This is a genomic window from Celeribacter sp. HF31 (assembly GCF_011806455.1).
Lineage (GTDB): Bacteria > Pseudomonadota > Alphaproteobacteria > Rhodobacterales > Rhodobacteraceae > Celeribacter.
The window spans coordinates 53,132-70,889 of sequence record NZ_JAATOT010000002.1 but is presented as its reverse complement, the minus strand read 5'-3'; the positions used below and the strand labels follow the sequence as shown (position 1 = coordinate 70,889).

General features: G+C 59.5%; 16 protein-coding genes and 1 tRNA gene. 8 read left to right on the top strand and 9 right to left on the bottom strand.

Going from position 1 to position 17,758, the window contains the following annotated elements:
* The first annotated feature begins 26 nt into the window (after positions 1-26).
* Positions 27-611 carry an HNH endonuclease gene (locus HCZ23_RS03725; protein WP_167600375.1) on the top strand — a complete coding sequence of 195 codons (585 nt, stop codon included), beginning with the start codon at positions 27-29 and terminating at the stop codon, positions 609-611.
* 15 nt (positions 612-626) lie between these two features.
* Here HCZ23_RS03725 and HCZ23_RS03720 read toward each other — a convergent pair whose 3' ends face one another.
* Complete coding sequence (locus tag HCZ23_RS03720; RefSeq protein ID WP_167600374.1) at positions 627-1,583, bottom strand: radical SAM protein; 957 nt, start codon at positions 1,581-1,583, stop codon at positions 627-629.
* A 289-nt stretch (positions 1,584-1,872) separates the two neighbouring features.
* Here HCZ23_RS03720 and zwf point away from each other — a divergent pair, with 289 nt between their 5' ends.
* From zwf to pgi, 3 genes are all read left to right on the top strand, one after another.
* A complete protein-coding gene (zwf, locus tag HCZ23_RS03715) occupies positions 1,873-3,327 on the top strand; it encodes a glucose-6-phosphate dehydrogenase (RefSeq protein ID WP_167600373.1) in 1,455 nt (484 codons plus the stop codon).
* Entirely contained in the window at positions 3,324-3,995 is a 672-nt protein-coding gene (pgl, locus tag HCZ23_RS03710) for a 6-phosphogluconolactonase (protein WP_167600372.1), read from the top strand. The genes zwf and pgl overlap by 4 nt, the downstream gene beginning before the upstream one ends.
* Positions 3,996-4,118: 123 nt before the next feature.
* Positions 4,119-5,741 (top strand): glucose-6-phosphate isomerase, encoded by a 1,623-nt coding sequence (pgi, locus tag HCZ23_RS03705; protein WP_167600371.1) that lies wholly within the window; start codon positions 4,119-4,121, stop codon positions 5,739-5,741.
* 34 nt (positions 5,742-5,775) lie between these two features.
* Here pgi and HCZ23_RS03700 read toward each other — a convergent pair whose 3' ends face one another.
* The 4 genes from HCZ23_RS03700 to HCZ23_RS03685 all read right to left on the bottom strand — a co-directional run bounded on the left by HCZ23_RS03700 (position 5,776) and on the right by HCZ23_RS03685 (position 7,781).
* Positions 5,776-6,069, bottom strand: a complete 294-nt coding sequence (locus HCZ23_RS03700; protein ID WP_167600370.1) for an SCP2 sterol-binding domain-containing protein — start codon at positions 6,067-6,069, stop codon at positions 5,776-5,778.
* A 117-nt stretch (positions 6,070-6,186) separates the two neighbouring features.
* Positions 6,187-6,260, bottom strand: a tRNA-Gly gene (locus HCZ23_RS03695).
* A gap of 144 nt (positions 6,261-6,404) precedes the next feature.
* Positions 6,405-7,058: a fasciclin domain-containing protein gene (locus HCZ23_RS03690; RefSeq protein ID WP_167600369.1), complete on the bottom strand. Its 654-nt coding sequence runs from the start codon at positions 7,056-7,058 to the stop codon at positions 6,405-6,407.
* 144 nt (positions 7,059-7,202) lie between these two features.
* Entirely contained in the window at positions 7,203-7,781 is a 579-nt protein-coding gene (locus HCZ23_RS03685; protein ID WP_167600368.1) for a pseudouridine synthase, read from the bottom strand.
* A gap of 200 nt (positions 7,782-7,981) precedes the next feature.
* Between HCZ23_RS03685 and HCZ23_RS03680 the strand changes: the two genes are divergently transcribed.
* The gene (locus HCZ23_RS03680) at positions 7,982-9,094 is read left to right on the top strand and encodes a Ppx/GppA phosphatase family protein (protein ID WP_167600367.1); all 1,113 of its coding nucleotides are present in this window, start codon (positions 7,982-7,984) and stop codon (positions 9,092-9,094) included.
* A 90-nt stretch (positions 9,095-9,184) separates the two neighbouring features.
* Here HCZ23_RS03680 and HCZ23_RS03675 read toward each other — a convergent pair whose 3' ends face one another.
* Entirely contained in the window at positions 9,185-9,742 is a 558-nt protein-coding gene (locus HCZ23_RS03675; protein ID WP_167600366.1) for a YSC84-related protein, read from the bottom strand.
* 142 nt (positions 9,743-9,884) lie between these two features.
* The gene (hemB, locus tag HCZ23_RS03670; RefSeq protein ID WP_167600365.1) at positions 9,885-10,883 is read right to left on the bottom strand and encodes a porphobilinogen synthase; all 999 of its coding nucleotides are present in this window, start codon (positions 10,881-10,883) and stop codon (positions 9,885-9,887) included.
* Between the two features lie 175 nt (positions 10,884-11,058).
* Here hemB and HCZ23_RS03665 point away from each other — a divergent pair, with 175 nt between their 5' ends.
* Both HCZ23_RS03665 and mfd read left to right on the top strand, forming a co-directional pair.
* The gene (locus HCZ23_RS03665) at positions 11,059-11,586 is read left to right on the top strand and encodes a component of SufBCD complex (RefSeq protein ID WP_167600364.1); all 528 of its coding nucleotides are present in this window, start codon (positions 11,059-11,061) and stop codon (positions 11,584-11,586) included.
* A 3-nt stretch (positions 11,587-11,589) separates the two neighbouring features.
* Positions 11,590-15,066: a transcription-repair coupling factor gene (gene mfd, locus HCZ23_RS03660; RefSeq protein ID WP_167600363.1), complete on the top strand. Its 3,477-nt coding sequence runs from the start codon at positions 11,590-11,592 to the stop codon at positions 15,064-15,066.
* Between the two features lie 3 nt (positions 15,067-15,069).
* On the opposite strand, the gene HCZ23_RS03655 is transcribed toward mfd, so the two are convergent.
* Complete coding sequence (locus HCZ23_RS03655; RefSeq protein ID WP_167600362.1) at positions 15,070-16,299, bottom strand: multidrug effflux MFS transporter; 1,230 nt, start codon at positions 16,297-16,299, stop codon at positions 15,070-15,072.
* 134 nt (positions 16,300-16,433) lie between these two features.
* Complete coding sequence (locus tag HCZ23_RS03650) at positions 16,434-17,072, bottom strand: DsbA family oxidoreductase (protein WP_167600361.1); 639 nt, start codon at positions 17,070-17,072, stop codon at positions 16,434-16,436.
* A 331-nt stretch (positions 17,073-17,403) separates the two neighbouring features.
* Here HCZ23_RS03650 and HCZ23_RS03645 point away from each other — a divergent pair, with 331 nt between their 5' ends.
* Complete coding sequence (locus HCZ23_RS03645) at positions 17,404-17,634, top strand: hypothetical protein (protein ID WP_167600360.1); 231 nt, start codon at positions 17,404-17,406, stop codon at positions 17,632-17,634.
* Positions 17,635-17,758 lie beyond the last annotated feature (124 nt).

Here is a 17,758-nt window from a genome sequence, read left to right as displayed (position 1 = left end):
GATCAGTGGACGGAGCAGGCACGCAGATGGACGGAAATTTCAGGACGGATTTTGTCAGACAACCCAACGCGACGCGGGCGCATCCGGCGCTTGTGCTTAACGCGGATTACCGGCCCTTGTCCTACTATCCGCTTTCGCTTTGGCCCTGGCAGGAGGCGATCAAGGCGGTGTTTCTCGACCGGGTCGATATTGTCGCCGAATATGACGACTATGTGCACAGTCCGAGTTGCAAGATCAGGATCCCCTCTGTCGTCGTCCTCAAAGATTATGTGAAACCTCAAAAGCGCGTGGCCTTCACGCGCTTTAATTTGTTTTTGAGGGACGAATTTTGCTGCCAATATTGCGGCTCGAAGGGTGAGTTGACCTTTGATCACGTGATCCCGCGGGCCCGTGGCGGTGTGACGTCCTGGGAAAACATCGTGGCGGCCTGTGTGCCCTGCAATCTCAAGAAGGGGTCGAAGTCGCTGAGACAGGCGCATATGAGCCTGCGCAAACCGCCGCGCGCGCCGGGGGCCGAGCAGCTGCGCAACATCGGCCGCAAATTCCCGCCGGGGCATTTGCACGAAAGCTGGATGGATTATCTCTACTGGGACACCGAACTGGAGATGTAATCCGGCGCGAACGTGTCAGGCGGAGCAAGACGCCCCGCCCAGCACGCAGAATTTCGCACAATACGGATGGTTGAGCGAGACCTCACCCGAGGCCTCCGCCAAGGTGGCACCAAGGTCAAAGTCGGCTTCATAGGGCAAGAGCGTGCAGGCCACGACAGAAGGGCTTTGGCCCTTGCGTTTCACCACCATGCGCTGCGTGGCGCACATGACGTCCGAGGGGCTTTTGTTCAAAATCCCCCAGCAGGCGGTGGTGATTTCGGGCACCTCGACGCTCATGTCCATTTCTGGGAAAATCACTGTCATGCCGGGGTGTTGCGCGTCGATCTTATAGGTTCTCTCCGCGAAGAGCGCGGCAAAACCGGCACGCGTTTCGGCCTCTGTCTCATGCCAAAGCGAGCGCGCCGCCACCGCCATCTGAAACCCGTTGTCGCGCAACCAATCCATGCCGTTGAGTGTGATCGCGTAACTCCCCGCACCGCGCATGTCGTCGTGCTCCGCTGCGGAAAAATGATCGAGCGAGACGCGCAGGGTAAGCTGGCCGGGGAACGCGGCGTTCAGCGCCAAAAGACCGGCCAAAACGGCGGGGCGCTGCATCGGGCGCATGGCGTTTGTGAGGATCAAAACCTCATAACCGCGCTCCAAAGCGGCCCGCGTCATGGCGATCATCTCGGGGTTCATAAAGGGCTCGCCGCCGGTGAAGCCGATCTCGCGTGGGCGGGGATCGCGTGCGCCGGCCTCATCGAGATAGCGCGTGACCTCTTCCTCCGTCAGATAGGTGAGCGCATCATTCGTGGGCGAGCTTTCGATATAGCAATTCACGCAGGTGATGTTACACAGCGTGCCGGTGTTGAACCAAAGCGTCTCCAGACGCTCCAGCGCCACTTTGGCCCGCGCCTCGCCCTTGGCCGTGACATCCGGGTCGATGAATTTGCCGTCATTCGCGGTCAGGGGCGCAGGGATCTGGTCTTTCATCACGATCTTTCATTGCAATCTTTGCGGCGTGTTTCCCGGAACTTACCGTCAGCGGAACGTTGTGAAAAGGCCGCACTCGTGGACCCGCGGCTTTGTGATCGCGAAATTGTCCAACTCGACACTTGAGAGGCGCGGCGGCAATGCTAGACTTCTTCTCAACTAAGCGGTAAGGGATTGGCGTTAGCGCTAACCTTCAAAGCGCTATGGTTCGAAAGATCTCGCGGCCTCACGCAAGGTTCTGAATGGCCCCCGCACGGGCAGGACTGGCAAGACAAAAAGGAACACTCTCATGGTCTCACGCGTCATTCCGGTCGATGATTTCGATCTGGTGGTTTTCGGCGGCACGGGGGATCTGGCCCGACGCAAGATCCTTCCGGGGCTTTATCGTCGCTTTTGCGCCGGTCAGATGCCGGAGACGGCGCGGATCATCGGCGCAGCGCGCTCCGAGCACGATACGGAGGAGTTTCGCCAAATCGTGCGCGAGGCGATCCTCGAATTCTCCGCGAAGAACACCTGTGACGAGGGGCAGATCGGGGAATTCCTCAAGCGGCTCGACTATGTGCGGGTCGATGCGCGCGGCGAAGAGGGCTGGGATGCGCTCAAAGGCATGATGCGCGACGATGTCATCAAGGCCTATTATTTCTCCGTCGCGCCCTCGCTGTTCGGTGACATTGCGGAGCGGTTGATGAGCTATGGCATCGCCGATGACGCGGCGCGCATTGTGGTGGAAAAACCTTTTGGCCGCGATCTCAAAACGGCCAAGGCACTCAATAAATCCCTCGCGCAACACTTTGACGAGACACAGATTTATCGCATCGACCACTATCTTGGCAAAGAGACGGTGCAGAATCTGATGGCGGTGCGTTTTGGCAATATCCTCTTTGAGCCGCTGTGGAATTCGCAATATGTCGATCACATCCAGATCACCGTGGCGGAGACCGTCGGTGTTGGCGGGCGGGGCGAATATTACGACCGTTCGGGCGCGATGCGCGACATGGTGCAGAACCACCTGATGCAGCTCTTGTGCCTCATTGCGATGGAGCCGCCCTCGCGGTTCGACCCGGACGCGGTGCGCGACGAAAAGCTGAAAGTGATCCGCGCCTTGGAGCCGATCGATCACCACCACATCGTGCGCGGCCAATATGACGCTACCGACGATGAACCGTCGTTTCGTGAGGACGCGGGCGACCCGCGCTCGCGCACCGAAAGTTTCATCGCTCTGCGCTGTATGATTTCCAACTGGCGATGGGCCGGCACGCCCTTTTATCTGCGCACCGGCAAGAAGCTCAAGGCGCGTACCTCCGAGATCGCGGTGATGTTCAAGGATGCGCCGCATTCGATCTTTGGCGAGGAAGCCGGGCGGCACGCGAATGTGCTCTCGATCCGCCTTCAGCCGAATGAGGGCATGACGCTGAAGGTCACCATCAAGGAACCGGGGCCGGGCGGGATGCGCCTCATCGACGTGCCTTTGGACATGTCTTTCGCCGAGGCTCTGGGCGAAGATGCCGAAGAGATTACAGATGCTTACGAGCGGTTGATCATGGACGTCATTCGCGGCAACCAGACGCTCTTCATGCGCGGCGACGAGGTCGAAGCGGCCTGGGCCTGGACCGATCCGCTGATCGAGGGCTGGGAAGCGCGCGGTGATGTGCCGAAGCCTTACGATGCCTATTCCTCAGGCCCCGAAGAGGCGGCCATCATGCTGCACCGCGAGGGGCGCCGCTGGCGGGAGATCAAGGAATGAATTTCATCGAATACCCCGACCGCGATGTGATGCTGTTGGATCTGGCGAATAAGATCGCAGGCGAGCTGCGCATGGCTCTGGAAGCGCAGGAGCGGGTGAGCTTTTGCGTGCCGGGGGGCACGACGCCCGGGCCGGTGTTCGACACGCTCTCGGCCGTGTCGCTCGACTGGGACCGCGTCGATGTGCTCTTGAATGACGAACGCTGGGTGCCGGAAAGCTCTGAGCGGTCCAATACCGCGCTGTTGAAGCGGCGGTTGCTGGTCGGGAAAGCCGCTGACGCGCGCCTTGTGCCGCTTTACCGCGATGTGCCGACGCCCGAGGAGGGCCTCGACGCGCTGATGCCGGCGATTGAGGCGGTGCTGCCTTTGAATGTGCTTTTGCTCGGCATGGGCGCCGATATGCATACGGCGAGCCTGTTTCCCGGCGCGGATCAGTTGGAGCTTGGCCTCTCTGACGAGGCGCCGACGCTTTTGGCGATGCGCGCGCCCGGCGCGCCGGAACCCCGGATCACGCTTTCGGCCAAGGCTCTCAAATCCGCGATCTCGACGCATATCCTGATCACCGGCGCGGAAAAACGCGCCGCTTTGGAACGCGCGCAGGAGCTTGATGAAATGGAGGCCCCGGTGAAAGCCGTGTTGTCGCAAGCGACTGTACATTGGGCAGAGTGACGTTTGGTTCACGAAAATCCTGTCCGAACGTCAGGAAGCTTTAGCGAGACTGTAATACTTTCGCTATAAGTGAGGGGCACCAATGACTTGCATGGGGTTGAGACGCCCCAAGAAGGAGACGATATGACCGTTGATTTTTCCGCTCTCAAATCCATGGCAGAGGCGGCGGAGTCCCGTCATATCCTCGATTTGTTTGCCGCAGATGTTGAGCGTGCCGCTGGGTTTTCGGCGCTGAGCGACGGTCTTTTGTTCGATTATTCCAAGACGAATATCGACGCGGAGACACGCGAGGGCTTGTTCGATCTTTTGGAGCAATCGGGCCTGAAAGACAAACGCGCCGCGATGTTCGAAGGCGCGAAAATCAACGACACAGAGGGCCGCGCCGTGCTCCATACCGCGCTGCGCAATCTCGATGGCGGGCCGGTCATGGTTGATGGCAAGGATGTCGTCCCCGGCGTGCGCCACACGCTGGCGCGGATGGACGATTTCGCGGACCGGGTGCGGCGCGGCTCGATTGCCTCCGTGTCCGGCGTGCCCTTTGAGAACATCGTCAATATCGGCATCGGTGGCTCCGATCTTGGGCCGGTGATGGCCTATGAGGCCTTGCAGCCCTATGTCGATGGTCCACGTTGTCATTTCGTGTCGAACGTCGATGGCGCGCATATTCATGACGTTCTGTCCGGGCTCAATCCGCAGACCACGCTGATCATTGTGGCGTCGAAAACCTTTACCACCATCGAGACCATGACCAACGCCAAAACTGCGCGGGCGTGGTTGGTGAAATCCGTGGGCGAAGAGGGCGTGGCGAAACATTTCGCGGCGCTTTCCACCGCGCGGGACAAAACCGCAGAGTTCGGTATCGACCCGGACCTGGTCTTCGGCTTCGAGGATTGGGTCGGCGGGCGCTATTCTGTTTGGGGGCCGATCGGGCTGTCTTTGATGATCGCCATCGGGCCGCAGCGCTTTGCCGAATTCCTGCGTGGCGGGCAGGCGATGGATATGCATTTCCAGAGTGCCGACTGGATCGACAACCTGCCGGTGCTCTTGGCGCTGGTCGGCGTTTGGCACAATCAGGTCTGCGGCTATGCCACCCGTGCGGTGCTGCCCTATGAGCAACGTCTGCTGCGGCTTCCGGCCTATTTGCAGCAGCTCGAGATGGAATCGAACGGCAAACGTGTGGCGATGGATGGCACGACCCTGCCGTTTGACAGCGGGCCTGTTGTCTGGGGTGAACCGGGCACCAACGGTCAGCACGCCTTCTATCAGCTGATCCATCAGGGCACCCGGGTGATCCCCTGTGAATTCATGGTTGGCCGCTTCGGCCATGAGCCGGGATTGGCGCATCAGCACGAGTTGCTGGTTTCCAATTGTCTGGCGCAATCGGAGGCTTTGCTGCGTGGCAGGTCTTTGGAAGAAGCCACTGAGATCATGAAGAAAAAGGGTTTAGAAGGCGCGGAGTTGGACCGTCAGGCGCGGCACCGGGTGTTCCCAGGCAATCGCCCGACGACCACGCTCGCCTATGAAAAGCTGACGCCTTACGTTTTGGGGCAAATCGTGGCGCTGTATGAGCACCGCGTGTTTGTCGAAGGCGTGATCCTCGGCATCAACTCCTTCGACCAATGGGGCGTTGAGCTTGGCAAGGAATTGGCGCTGGCGCTGCAACCCGTGTTGGCCGGCGAGGCCGATGGCGCGGGCAAGGATGGCTCCACGCTCCAGCTTGTCGATTACCTCAAGATGAACTCGTAAACATCAGATACTGATGATTGAAATGTCGGCGCGCTCACCCAAAGAGCGCGCCGAATTTCATCGCCGTTTTCGCGTCGCCCGCGATTTTGAGCTTGCCGAACATCGCAGCTTTCATCGGGTTCAACTCGCCTTTGAGGATTTTCTCGAAGGTCGGTTGATCCGCGATGATCGCACAATCTGCGCGGTCGTCGGAAATCTCTGCCGTGTCGCCCTTGATGATCAGATTGCCGATCTCCTTGATCCTGAGCGACACGGATTTTTCGAAATTTTCGCCTTTGAGCCGCTCCAAAAGTGCGGCCTTTGCCATGTCCAGAAAATCAGTCGTCATGTTGAAATCCTCCCTCTGCCATCAGCCGTAGCGGGCAAGGACGCATGCGCAAAGTGAAACCCTGCGTCACAGGCCTTCGCAGCGGCTGGCAGCATCATCGTCAATCAAGGTGGAGTTTGGAGCGGGTAACGGGAATCGAACCCGTAACTAAAGCTTGGGAAGCTGCCGTGATACCTTTTCACCATACCCGCGGTGACGGTTTACCTAAGCAAAGCCAAGGGGGCGGTCAAGAGCATTTGCTCGGCCCGGAGATGAAAAAGGGCCATCCCCGAAGGGACGGCCCCAAAGCTCAGGAGTTGGACCATACCTGAGACTTATGGTTTACGGTGCGCGCCTTACGAAACGGGCATCAGCACGCCATCGACAAAGTACATCACGCCGTTGGACTGCTCGACATCTTTCGCAAGCGTGGTCACGATGTTGCCGGCGGCGTCACGCAGGATCAGCTCTTCGCCCGTGCCTTTTTCCACACGGATCGGGTCGCCGGATACGGTGGTCAGGGTCACGATATTGTTGTCGTAATCGACCTGCACGTTGTCCGGGATTGCGACACGTTCCGGAGATGAATCGGTTGCCAGAAGGTCGTCGATCATCTGCGGTGTAAACTCGCCTTCGATCAGGTGCGCATTGATGACGTCCTGAAGCATCTCACGGTTTTCCGGCTTCAGAAGCTCGTCAACGGCACCCGCCGGAAGCTTAGAAAAGGCCGCGTTGGTCGGTGCGAACAGCGTATACGGACCTTCGCCCATCAGCTCATCGGCAAGACCAGCGGCTTTCACGGCCGAGATCAGCGTGGTGAGGTTCTGCACCTTCATGGCGTTGTCGGCGATGGTGGCGTTGGCGTCGAGCGCTTGCTCGTTGATGATCTCTGCGCCATTCACGGCCTCCTGGGCAAAAGAAGCCATCGGGGCAGCGGCCATCAGAGCGGCGGTGGACAGAGCAAGAATTTTACCACGGGTTTTCATAAGAAACTCCAATTCGTTATTCATCGTAATGGCTCAAGCGGCGAACCCGCTGGCCTTCTGGGGGATCAACTCAGGGAGGCTTCGAAAAGTTTCGCGGTTTCCGTTCACATGTTTTTCAACATAAGTGTCGGAACTTTTTGCGATGTTTCCGGAACGAGACATGCGCTCCTACCGTGGCTTGAAGGGCACGGCTTTCGGGTCCGCGTCGCGCCAATCCCCCGATGCGAGATCATTCAAATGCCACGGACCAATGGACAGACGAATAAGCCGCAATGTCGGAAAGCCCACGGCGGCGGTCATGCGGCGCACCTGACGATTGCGGCCCTCAGAGATGGTCAATTCCAGCCAGCTGTCGGGGACGGATTTGCGATAGCGCACTGGCGGTGTGCGCGGCCAGATCCAGTCAGGTTCGGACACGCATTTGGCGCGGGCAGGGCGGGTCATGCCGTCTTTTAGGTCTACCCCACGTCGAAGATGCGCCAAAGCCGCCTCACTCAGATCGCCCTCGACCTGCGCCAGATAGGTCTTTTCCATCTTATGACGCGGGTTCGAAATCCGGGCCTGCAACTTGCCGTCATCCGTGAGCAACAAAAGCCCCTCGCTGTCGCGATCCAGGCGACCCGCCGGGTAAACCTTTGGCACATTGATGAAATTCGACAGGGTTTGACGCGTCGTGCCCTCGGTGCCCTTATCGGTGAATTGCGACAGCACGTCGAAAGGTTTGTTAAAGGCAATCAGTCGCGCCATGTCGAGATCCTGACATTTAAACGGTGAAAAGGCGGGGTTTCACGCAGGACATAAAAGAAAGCCTCTGTAAAAGAAAGCCGATGTGCTGATGCGCACAGTCACGCTCAGAACATTGTGATGCTGTGCACCCATCAGAACACTTGCCCGACGCGCGAAATTTCGCTTATGGTGGGGCTAACTTGATATGGAGGGCGTGAACCATGGCGCCCAAGCGTCCCACTGGTGCGGGCGCGTTCCCGAAAGCGGTCGAGCCTCTCGCACCCAAACCCGCCGATCCGGCCGAGCTTTATGCCGCGCTGGATCTCGGCACAAATTCGTGCCGCATGTTGATTGCCCAACCGAAGGGCAGCCAGTTTCATGTGGTCGACAGTTTCTCGAAATCGGTCCAGCTCGGAAGCGGGTTAGAGGCCTCTGGTCGTTTGTGCCGCACGTCGATCTCGCGCACGATCCAGGCTTTGCGGGTCTGTCGCAAGAAGCTCGAGAAACACGATGTCAAACATATGCGCCTCGTGGCCACAGAGGCCTGTCGCCGTGCGCGCAACACGCGTGATTTCCTGCGCCGGGTGCAACGTGAGACCGGGCTGAAGCTTGAGATCATCAAGCCAGAGGAAGAGGCGCGTCTGGCGGTGATTTCCTGCGCGCCTTTGGTGTCGACGAAAACCGAACAGCTTTTGGTGGTCGACATCGGCGGCGGCTCGACGGAGCTTGTCTGGATCGACCTGACCAATGTGCCGCGCGCCGAACGCCCGCGGTCGATCATGCGGTTGCACACCGGGTTCCAGAATTCCGACAGCCGCTTTCCCCATGCCAAGGTCGTCGATTGGATTTCCGTGCCTCTGGGCGTCGCAACCCTGATGGAGCAATTCTCCGACGTTGAAGACGACGCCGCGCGCTTTGCCTTGATGTCTTGGTATTTCGAAGAAAAACTTGCCGATTTCGCGCCCTATGCCAATGAATCCTGCCGCGAAGGTTTCCAGATCATCGGCACCTCGGGAACGGTGACCACGGTGGCCGCCTCGCATCTGGGGCTCAAGCGTTACGACCGCAACAAGGTGGACGGGCTGCGCATGACGTCGGAGCAGATTGACCGGGTGATCCGCGACTATCTCGATCTCGGTCCGGAAGGCCGAAAATGTGACCCGCGCATTGGGCGCGACCGTCAGGAATTGATCATGTCCGGCTCCGCGATCCTTCAGGCTTTGCTGCGCATCTGGCCGACAGATCGTCTCTCCGTGGCCGACCGTGGGCTGCGTGAAGGTCTGCTCTATGCCCAGATGTCTGCGGATGGCGTGCTGGAAGAAGCCGTGCCCTAAAGTCTCCGCGCATCTTTTTCCTGGTGAAAATACTCAAACAAAAAGCGGGCCTTGGCCCGCTTTTTTTCATGCAATGCATTAACTGTGAAATCAGGGAATGATACGGGTGTATTTCGTGCCCTCGACCGTCGCGCCCGCGATCAGCCCTGCCTGCCCGAAGACCACCGCAATCACCGGCGACAGCGAGGTCATGGTTTCTGCCGAGAGGTTCTCGCCCCGGTTGGAGATCGCATATTCCATATCGGCACCGGCGGACCAGCCCGGGGAATTGCGGAAATCGGCCAGCGCTTCGTTGGTCATGAAGAACAGCACATGGGCATATTGCTGGGCGCCGATCTGAAGCCCGAATGTGGCCTGCGCGGAGGAGTAGTAATCCACCGTCACACCACCGACACGCAGCGCACCACGCCCGTAGGAGCCGCCCACGCCAAAGCCCGCCTTGGTGATCAGCGGCATCACCAGCATGCCGACGGATTTGTCGCGCAGGGTCTGGGTGCCGGGGTAGTCGGAGTAGAGATAGTTGAGCGTGCTGTCGACACGCGCGTCAATGGTGGCCGCACCGTTCGAGCGCATGGAATTGTCGCAGGCGGCCAAAAGACCGGCGCTGCCCAGACCGATCATAAAGGTCCGGCGATTGGAAATCGTCATGAGGGGTATCCCTTTGCTGCTAAGCCTCTGATGGGCTCTGAACGGCCCGATTGGGGATACTATAACCGCAATCTTTCGCCTCTGTCATCGGCAAAACACCACCTATGGTGGGTTTAAGTGGGGTTTCGCCGATCTGTAGCCGTTATTTTGCGAGCAGTTTCGCAGCTTCCGGCGCGAAATAGGTCAAAATCCCGTTGCAGCCGGCGCGTTTGAAGCACATGAGGCTTTCCAGCACGATTTTTTCGCGATCAAGCCAGCCGTTCTGGAAGGCGGCGGCCAGCATCGCGTATTCGCCGGAAACCTGATAGGCGAAGGTCGGCACTTTGAAGGTGTCCTGCACGCGGCGGCAGACATCGAGATAGGGCATGCCGGGTTTCACCATGACCATATCGGCGCCTTCCAGCAGATCGCGCTCGATAAGACGCAGGGCCTCGTCCGTGTTGGCCGGGTCCATCTGATAGGTCTTTTTGTCGCCTTTCAAAGCACCGGAGGCCCCGACCGCATCGCGGAAAGGCCCATAAAAGCTGGAGGCATATTTTGCGGCATAGGACATGATCGAGACCTTATCAAAGCCCTCGGTCTCCAAAGCACGCCGAATGGCGCCGATGCGCCCGTCCATCATGTCCGACGGCCCGATGATATCGGCGCCTGCCTCGGCCTGGGCGACCGACATTTTCACCAAGGCCTCGACGGTCATGTCGTTGACGATCTCGCCACCCACCACAAACCCATCATGACCGTTGATGTTATAGGGATCCAGGGCGACATCGGTCATGATCGCCAGCTCCGGCACCTCGGCCTTCACCGCGCGAATGGCCCGGTTCACAAGGTTGTCCGGGTCCCAGGCGCCCGCGCAATCTTCGGTTTTCAGCTCTGGTTCGATGTAGGGAAAGAGGCAAATCGCGGGAATGCCAAGCGCATAGGCTTCGGCTGCGGCCTTCACCAGCCGGTCGATGGTGAGGCGTTCGACGCCGGGCATCGAGGCAATTGGTGTGGCCTCATTCACGCCCTCGCGCACAAACACCGGCCAGATCAGATCTTCGGCCGACAGGTGGTTTTCCCGCACGAGACCGCGCAGCGCCTCCATCTTGCGTGTGCGACGCAGGCGGGTCAGCGGGAAGGGGGCGGTGGTGCGGGTCATGGTGACGGCCTCAGGTTGTGAGATTTCCTTTGAGGTGGCATGGATTTTCCGGCGCTTCAAGGGTAGGAATCGGGGATCGGGACCTCTAACCTGTTCAAAAGAGTGGGAACGGCCCTAAAACCCTGCGACATTTGCGCGCCACGATACAGATAACACGACAGAAAAGAGCAGCGCCTTGGATTTCTATGCAACCATCTTCGAAGTGATCGATGTGCGGTCCTTTTCGAATATGTGGTATTGGATCGCCTTGGCGGTGCTCTGGTCCACGGCCTCGCATTTCGTGTTGGGCGTGCCTTTCGATCTGGCGCTCAAGGCCAAACGTCAGGGCGGTGATCGGATGCGCGATCTCGAAGACCTCGTCCGGATCAACTGTGGGCGGCTGTCGAATATCGCCGAAGTGTCCGGGCTGGTGCTGACGGCCTTGGGCAGCGCCTTGATCGTCATTCTGGCGATCACCGGCTTTGGCTATGGGCTGCAATTTTCGCAGGCCGTGTTCATGATGGCGTTCCCGATGATTTTCGTTGGCGCGCTCAACTTTCGCACCGCGCAAAAGATCATCAAGGAAGAGACCAAAGGCGAAGCGCTCGTCGCCGTGCTGCGCCGGCATCGCTTTTATGTCCAGTTGATCGGCATGGTGTCGATTTTCGTGACCGCCATGTGGGGCATGTATCAGAATATCGCCAGCGGGCCGTTGGGGGGCTAACCCATGAGTAAATCCACTCATCTGACCGTCGGGGGCGCGCCCGAAGGGTTCGACGCGCATCTTTTGGCCCGCGAAGTCACCCGCGCAAATGGGCCGGTGATCCATGTGGCGCGCGATGACAAACGGCTGGCGGCGTTGCGCGAAGGGTTGAAATTCTTCGCACCCGACCTGCCGGTCATCGAATTTCCCGCCTGGGACTGTTTGCCTTTCGACCGCATGTCGCCCAATGCCGATCTCTCGGCGCAGCGGATGGCGACACTGGCCGCATTGGCACATGGCGCGGTGCCCTCGCGATTTGTGCTGTTGACCACGCTCTCGGCCGCGACGCAAAAACTTCCTGCGCGCGACACATTGGCCGGTGCGGCCTTTACTCTGTCGAAGGGACAGCGCGTCAACGAGGCCGATCTGCGGGTGTTTTTCGTGCGCATGGGCTTCACACAGGCCCCGACCGTGGTTGAGCATGGCGATTACGCCATCCGGGGCGGCATCATCGATGTCTTTCCGCCGGGGCAGGTTTTGCCGGTGCGGCTGGATTTCTTTGGCGACGAGTTGGACGGCATTCGCCGGTTCGATCCGGCCAGCCAGAAAACCGTCGACAGCCTCAAGGAGGTGAGCTTTACGCCGGTCTCGGAGGTCATTCTCGACGAGGCGGCGATCACCCGGTTTCGGCAGAATTACCGCATCGAATTCGGCGCCGCGGGCACGGACGATCCGCTCTATGAGGCGGTCTCCGCCGGGCGCAAACATGCGGGGATGGAACATTGGCTGCCCTATTTCCACGAGCGGCTGGAGACGCTCTTCGACTACCTTCCGGAGGCGGTGATTTCCCTTGACGATCAATCGACTGCGGCGCGTCTTTCGCGTTGGGAAGGCATCGAAGACCAATACCAAACCCGGCGCGAGGCACTGAATGCCAAAGGCCGGATGGATTCGGTCTATAAACCCTGTCCGCCGGGGTTGTTGTATCTGGATGACGCCGCTTGGGACGCTGCGACCGAGGGCCGTCGTGTGATCCATTTCCATCCGCTGCCACAGGCGACAGGCCCCGGCGTGATCGACGCGGGCGGCCGGATCGGACGTAATTTTTCGCCCGAGCGGCAGATGGAAGGTGTCAATCTTTTCGAAGAACTGGCGGAGCATATTCAGAAACGCAGGAGTCTCGGCCAGGTTGTGCTGGCAAGCTGGTCCGAAGGCGCGCGAGATCGTCTTAAAACCCTGCTCGAAGATCAGGATGTCGCGGGCAAGGAAATCTCCGACTGGCGCGATGTGCCCGACGGCACGGGTGGAGTTTATCTCTCGGTTTGGGCGCTGGAGCAGGGGTTCGAGGCCCCTGTGGGCGAGGGCCAATCGGTTACGGTGATTTCTGAGCAGGACGTCTTGGGGGATCGCTTGGTCCGCCGTCCGGGCCGGCGCAAAAAGGCCGAGAACTTCCTCACCGAACATAGTTCGCTGAGCCCCGGCGACCTGATTGTCCATGTCGAACATGGCGTGGGCATTTTCCGCGGGCTTGAGGTGGTCACCGCCCTGGGCGCCGCGCATGAATGTCTTTTGCTGGAATATGCGGGCGGGGATCGGCTTTACCTTCCCGTTGAAAACATTGAACTTCTAAGCCGCTATGGTCATGACGAAGGGCTTTTGGACAAGCTCGGCGGTGGCGCGTGGCAGGCCAAGAAAGCGCGGATGAAAGAACGCATCCGCGAGGTGGCCGAAAAGCTCATCCGGATTGCCGCTGAGCGCCACATTCGCAAAGCGCCGATCATGGCGCCGCCAGCCGATATGTGGGAGGCCTTCTGTGCGCGTTTTCCCTATTCCGAGACCGAGGATCAGCTGAAAGCCATCGAGGATTGCCTCGACGATCTGGAGCGCGGGATGCCAATGGATCGGCTGATCTGTGGCGACGTGGGCTTTGGCAAGACCGAGGTGGCGATGCGCGCGGCCTTTGTCGCGGCGCTGTCGGGGGCGCAGGTCGCGGTGATTGCGCCGACGACACTTTTGGCCCGCCAACACTTCCGCAGCTTTGCCGAGCGGTTCCGGGGATTTCCCATCAATATCAGACCGATGTCGCGCTTTGTGTCCGCGAAAGATATGGCGAAAACCCGCGAGGATCTGGCCGAGGGCACCGTCGATATTGTCGTCGGCACCCACGCTTTGCTGGCGAAATCCGTGAAATTCGCCAATCTCGGCTTGCTCATTGTGGATGAGGAACAACGCTTCGGTGTCACACACAAAGAGCGCCTTAAGTCCCTGAAATCCAACATTCATGTTCTGACGCTTTCGGCCACGCCGATCCCGCGGACGCTGCAAATGTCGCTCACCGGGGTGCGCGACCTCTCTATTATTGGCACGCCGCCGGTCGACCGGCTGTCGATCCGCACCTATGTGTCGGAATTCGACACGGTGACGGTGCGCGAGGCCTTGCTGCGCGAACATTACCGGGGCGGGCAGAGCTTTTTCGTCGTGCCGCGCGTCAGGGACATTCCGGACATTGAGGATTTTCTCAAAACCCATGTGCCGGAGCTGACCCATGTGGTTGCGCATGGCCAGATGGCGGCGGGCGAGTTGGATGATCGGATGAATGCCTTTTACGATGGCAAATATGACGTGCTTCTGGCGACCACGATTGTGGAAAGCGGCATCGACATTCCGACCGCGAACACGATGGTGGTGCACCGCGCCGATATGTTTGGCTTGGCTCAGCTCTATCAAATCCGGGGTCGGGTGGGCCGCGCCAAGACGCGCGCCTATGCCTATCTGACCACGAAACCCCGCGCGCCTTTGACGCCGCAGGCGGAAAAACGGCTGCGTGTGCTCGGCTCTCTGGATACGCTTGGGGCCGGATTTACCCTTGCGTCTCAAGACCTTGACATCCGGGGCGCAGGTAACCTGGTGGGTGAGGAGCAATCCGGGCACGTCAAAGAGGTCGGGTTCGAGCTCTACCAATCCATGCTTGAAGAAGCGATTGCGCGGATCAAATCGGGCGAGGAGGCGGTGAGCTTGAACGACGACGGTCAATGGGCACCGCAGATCAACCTTGGCGTACCGGTGCTGATCCCGGAAACCTATGTGCCCGATCTCGACGTGCGTTTGGGGCTTTACCGGCGTCTGTCCGGTCTGAAAACCAAGGTGGAGTTGGAAGGCTTTGCCGCCGAACTCATCGACCGGTTTGGGAAATTGCCCAAAGAGGTCAACACCTTGCTGCTCGTTGTTCGGATCAAAGAAAAATGCCGCGAAGCGGGCATTGCACGGCTGGACGGCGGGCCAAAGGGCGCCACGATCCAGTTCCACAACGACAAATACGCCAATCCGGCGGGGCTTGTGGAATTCATCCACGCGCAAAAGGGGCAGGCGAAGGTCAAGGACAATAAGATCATCATTCGCCGCGACTGGAAGAAAGACAGCGACAAGATCAAAGGCGCTTATTCGATTGCGCAGGACCTCGCGAGGTTCGCGAAGGGCGCTGCGCAACCGGCTAAGAAATAAGCCTTATTCTGCAGGCTTCGGAGGCGCGCCCTGCGGGGCCGTGGCGCTGTCCTCGAAGCGGAACAGGATGAGCGCCAGCGCGGAACAGATCATGCCCGCCGCCATCACCGGGATCGGCGTGCCGTTGAACGCAAGACCCACGGGGGCGGCGATCAGGACGGAGCCCATGGTGAACACCGCGCCGATCAGCGAGTTTGCAAGGCCCGCGAGACGTCCCAGAGGCACCAGCGCCAGAGCGTTCAGGTTGCCAAAGGTGAAGGCGTTGATCGAGAACATCGCCACGGTCCAGAGGAAGAAGACCACAAAGCCGAAGGTGCCGGAGCCGAGCCCGAAGAGGTTCAGACTGAGCGCGACAACGGAGGCGGTCAAAGAGATGCCGTAGCCCATGCGGATCATGAAATGCATGCCTTTTTCGCCGACCATCCGCCCGTTCATGATCGCGCCCACGGCGGCGATCAAAGCGGTCGCGCCGAAGAAATAGGGGAAGACATCTTCGAGATCGAAGGTGTCCGCATAGATTTGCTGCACCGAGGAGAGGATCGAAAACATCTGGCCGAACCCCAGCATCAGGATCACGGTATAGATGCGCACATTGTAATTGCCGAAGACCTCTTTGGTGCCGGATTTCAAGTCGGTGAGGTTGAGGTGACGCCGGTTCGCGGGGTCGAGCGTTTCGCCCTGACGCAGGCTCATCCATGTGGCGCCGATCACGGCGATCAAGACGAAGGCGGCGAAAATGCCATGCCAGCCGAAGTCCGCGATGATCATTGCGCCGATCGAGGGGGCTGCGGCGGGCACGACCATGAAAATGGTCATCACGAAAGAGGTGATCTTGGCCATTTCGCGGCCCTCATAGAGGTCGCGCACCATGGCGATCCCGACGGTGCGGGGGAAAGCGCCCCCGACACCTTGAATGGCGCGGCCGATCAGCATCATTTCCATACTGTGCGACAGGCCTGCGATGACGGCGCCAACGGTATAAAGACCGAGGCCAAAAAGGATCACCGGTTTGCGCCCGAAATGGTCCGAAATCGGGCCGGAGATCAAGGTGCCGCCGCCCATGCCGAAGACGAAGGCGGTGAGCACGAGCTGCGCACGGTTGACGTCGTCGGGCGACAGATCGGCGGCGATCTGCGGCAGGCCGGGGAGCATGGCGTCGATGGAAAAGGCCACGGTCGCGAAGAGCAGGGCGAGCAGGACGGTAAATTCGAGTTGCGGCAGGCGACGCGGCATGGGGGACTCTTTCAATAAGGAAACGCCCGGGGACCCTATTGGCCTCCGGGTGGTTTGAACAGTCTGAGACTTGGCGGGGCGGCTCTGCGGGAATGCACAGATGTTTGCCGGTCCGCTTATATCCACCGGTCTGCTCAGAGCGCGGTGCGCTCGGTCAGCTCGTCGATCACCTCAAGCCAAAGCTCGGTCGGCTGTGCGCCTTCGACGGCGTGCAGGTTGTCGATGATGAAGGTTGGCACCGCCTTGATGCCGCGTTCGCGGGCGTGGCTGTCGCGGGCGACGATCTCTTCGATGTCTGCGTCGGTGTCCAAAAGGCGGGCAATGGCGTCCGGGTCCATCTCAATCTCGCCGGCAATCTCGGCCAGCACGTCGCGGGACCCGATGTCGCGGCCTTCCTTGAAATAGGCGCGGAAGAGGGCGGAGACGGCGGCGGTCTGGCGCCCGTCGATCCCGGCCCAATGCACGAGGCGATGCGCGTCGAGCGTGTTCGGCGTGCGCTTGATCTTGCCCAGATCGACCTGCGGCATCTCCTTGTGGAGGATGTCGATCACCGGACGATAGGCCTTCATTGCGCCTTCTGTGCCGTGGAATTTCATCTCAAGGTAGGTGAGGCGATCCAGGCCCTCTTTCGGCATTGTCGGGTTCAGTTGAAACGGATGCCACTGGATCGCGAAGGGGTGATCCGGGCGGGCCTCCAACGCACGGTCGAGGCGTGTTTTGCCGATGTAGCACCAGGGGCAGATCGGGTCGTGGAAAATGTCGAGCGTGATCATCGGGGCCTCGTGAGGGGAGTGTGTGAGGATTTTGAGTTGCGCGGTTTTAACCGATCTGCGCTGCGGAGGGGAGGGGTGCGAAAAGGAAAATATTCTCGCGCCTCACAATTCGCGCCGAATTGGATGTTCTCATTGACCTATATCTTGTGTTTGGGGTGGGTTTGCAACTTTGCAAACTGTGTGAATTCCTGTTTCGTTCATGCTTTGATCTCGTCTCTAAAGGTCGCTTCACGGTCACAATTGTGACAATTCAGCTCGCATGACAGGGGCCGGAGAATCGTGGTTAAATCATTGCAACATATAAGTTTATCCGGGTATCGAGGGTTCTCTCATGGCAGCGCAGGACACCAATCACTTCACCACATTCCAGGGCCGTTCGCTTCAGGCGACGCTCTGCGCGAAACATCGTCGTTTTCAGGTGCCGGTGGCCACGCTGGTTCTGGGCTTTATCGCCGCTGTGGCGATTGCCGGCGGCGCACTTGATACTCTGGTGGCGCATCAGGTGACGGGTGGTTTGACCGATGTCGAATTCCTCATCGCCCCGCTCCCCGATCTGGAGTGAGCCAAATACAGACTTAGGGCAGGCAAAAAACCTCACGAGCAGTCCCCCCAACTGACCCTGCCCAAAGCGTCTCGTCTCATGCCATGAGGTTTTGAGTGTGACGTTTAAAGAGCCCCCGAAGATG

Excerpts from the sequence above, each read along its gene's own strand:
- hemB (WP_167600365.1), bottom strand. The coding sequence starts at position 10,883 with ATGACCCGCACCACCGCCCCCTTCCCGCTGACCCGCCTGCGTCGCACA.
- HCZ23_RS03690 (WP_167600369.1), bottom strand. The coding sequence starts at position 7,058 with ATGAATAACGAATTGGAGTTTCTTATGAAAACCCGTGGTAAAATTCTT.
- HCZ23_RS03725 (WP_167600375.1), top strand. The coding sequence starts at position 27 with ATGGACGGAAATTTCAGGACGGATTTTGTCAGACAACCCAACGCGACG.
- mfd (WP_167600363.1), top strand. The coding sequence starts at position 11,590 with ATGAGTAAATCCACTCATCTGACCGTCGGGGGCGCGCCCGAAGGGTTC.
- HCZ23_RS03720 (WP_167600374.1), bottom strand. The coding sequence starts at position 1,583 with ATGAAAGACCAGATCCCTGCGCCCCTGACCGCGAATGACGGCAAATTC.
- pgi (WP_167600371.1), top strand. The coding sequence starts at position 4,119 with ATGACCGTTGATTTTTCCGCTCTCAAATCCATGGCAGAGGCGGCGGAG.
- zwf (WP_167600373.1), top strand. The coding sequence starts at position 1,873 with ATGGTCTCACGCGTCATTCCGGTCGATGATTTCGATCTGGTGGTTTTC.
- HCZ23_RS03655 (WP_167600362.1), bottom strand. The coding sequence starts at position 16,299 with ATGCCGCGTCGCCTGCCGCAACTCGAATTTACCGTCCTGCTCGCCCTG.
- HCZ23_RS03645 (WP_167600360.1), top strand. The coding sequence starts at position 17,404 with ATGGCAGCGCAGGACACCAATCACTTCACCACATTCCAGGGCCGTTCG.
- HCZ23_RS03700 (WP_167600370.1), bottom strand. The coding sequence starts at position 6,069 with ATGACGACTGATTTTCTGGACATGGCAAAGGCCGCACTTTTGGAGCGG.
- HCZ23_RS03680 (WP_167600367.1), top strand. The coding sequence starts at position 7,982 with ATGGCGCCCAAGCGTCCCACTGGTGCGGGCGCGTTCCCGAAAGCGGTC.
- pgl (WP_167600372.1), top strand. The coding sequence starts at position 3,324 with ATGAATTTCATCGAATACCCCGACCGCGATGTGATGCTGTTGGATCTG.
- HCZ23_RS03650 (WP_167600361.1), bottom strand. The coding sequence starts at position 17,072 with ATGATCACGCTCGACATTTTCCACGACCCGATCTGCCCCTGGTGCTAC.
- HCZ23_RS03675 (WP_167600366.1), bottom strand. The coding sequence starts at position 9,742 with ATGACGATTTCCAATCGCCGGACCTTTATGATCGGTCTGGGCAGCGCC.
- HCZ23_RS03685 (WP_167600368.1), bottom strand. The coding sequence starts at position 7,781 with ATGGCGCGACTGATTGCCTTTAACAAACCTTTCGACGTGCTGTCGCAA.